The organism is Anaerosporobacter sp. (assembly GCF_965301125.1).
Genome location: NZ_CBDLAM010000325.1, coordinates 502 through 1,572, shown reverse-complemented (window position 1 = coordinate 1,572; position 1,071 = coordinate 502). Strand labels below are relative to the sequence as shown.

Here is a 1,071-nt window from a genome sequence, read left to right as displayed (position 1 = left end):
ATACTTTAGGACATCAAAATCCTTAAATCAGAATACTATTATTCCTGCCTTCGTCGACGTAAGTCGATGAGAATTCAGGAGTTAATAGTTTTTTGTCCATTACCGATGGGGAAGAGGACACTTTATAGCGAAAAATTGCATTGGGTATACAAAAGCATTTGTCCGACATTATATTGCCATGGTTCTATAAAAGCTTAATTTTACTGACTTCTTTCAATTGTAAATTCATTCTTCCACAGAATATATGTTTCGCTAATTACTTATAAATACAGTAATACATCCACTTTTGGTAATCAATGTAATTATATATATAAGACTTACATCATTAAAGGAGATGCAGCAGCTGTTGATGGTTGGGGAAGCGGAAGAGCAGTACAATATGAATTTTCAATTAGTGTAGAACAGTTAGAAGGAATAAGAATATTAAAAGAGATTAAATAGGAAAAAATAAAATGGAAAGAAGTAAGGCAATTGAAATTATAAAAAAGAAGAATTGCAAGGATTAATTTATCTGAAAAAAGAACTAATAAGGAAAACGAGGTTGTAATAGAAGAAAAGGCTGGAAAATGGTTTGTATATGTAACAGATGAAAGAGCAAGTAAAATGACAAACTCTATTGATGAATATTCCCACTGAATGGATATCAAGAGTGGTTAAAGAGAAATTACACCTAAAGGGCAGAAACCAGAACCAGAAACTTACTTGAGTGAAAAATATATCAATACGCATTTACAGTCGTTTAAGGAAAGCGGAGCTGTTAAAATAATGCCAAATGAACCATCTGGAATAATTGGTGGTAAAGGTGGAACTTTCGTTATGTCTGGTGATGAGTTGAGTGAAATAATACAGTATGCAAATGGCGATGTTTCAAAGATAGAAAAAGCACTAGGTTTAGATCTGGGATATTTAGGAGAAAACCAAGTTATAGTGTCAATTGATAACATATCAAGCAAAGAATTCCGTCGGGAAATGAATTAGGTGCGTGGCCAGAATACTGGGAACCAGGTGGCTATACAAGCGTCGGTAAAAAAGAAGCTGTTGTAAATTCAGCATTAGAAGGTACTTATACAT

The 1,071-nt window shown here is 33.3% G+C and carries 1 protein-coding gene; it reads left to right on the top strand.

Annotation, left to right across the window (positions count from 1 at the left end):
• Positions 1 to 765 precede the first annotated feature (765 nt).
• A complete protein-coding gene (locus ACW2QF_RS19435) occupies positions 766 to 978 on the top strand; it encodes a hypothetical protein (protein ID WP_455717669.1) in 213 nt (70 codons plus the stop codon).
• The last annotated feature ends 93 nt before the right edge of the window (positions 979 to 1,071 follow it).

Coding starts and splice junctions, on each gene's coding strand:
- ACW2QF_RS19435 (WP_455717669.1), top strand. CDS start 766: ATGCCAAATGAACCATCTGGAATAATTGGTGGTAAAGGTGGAACTTTC.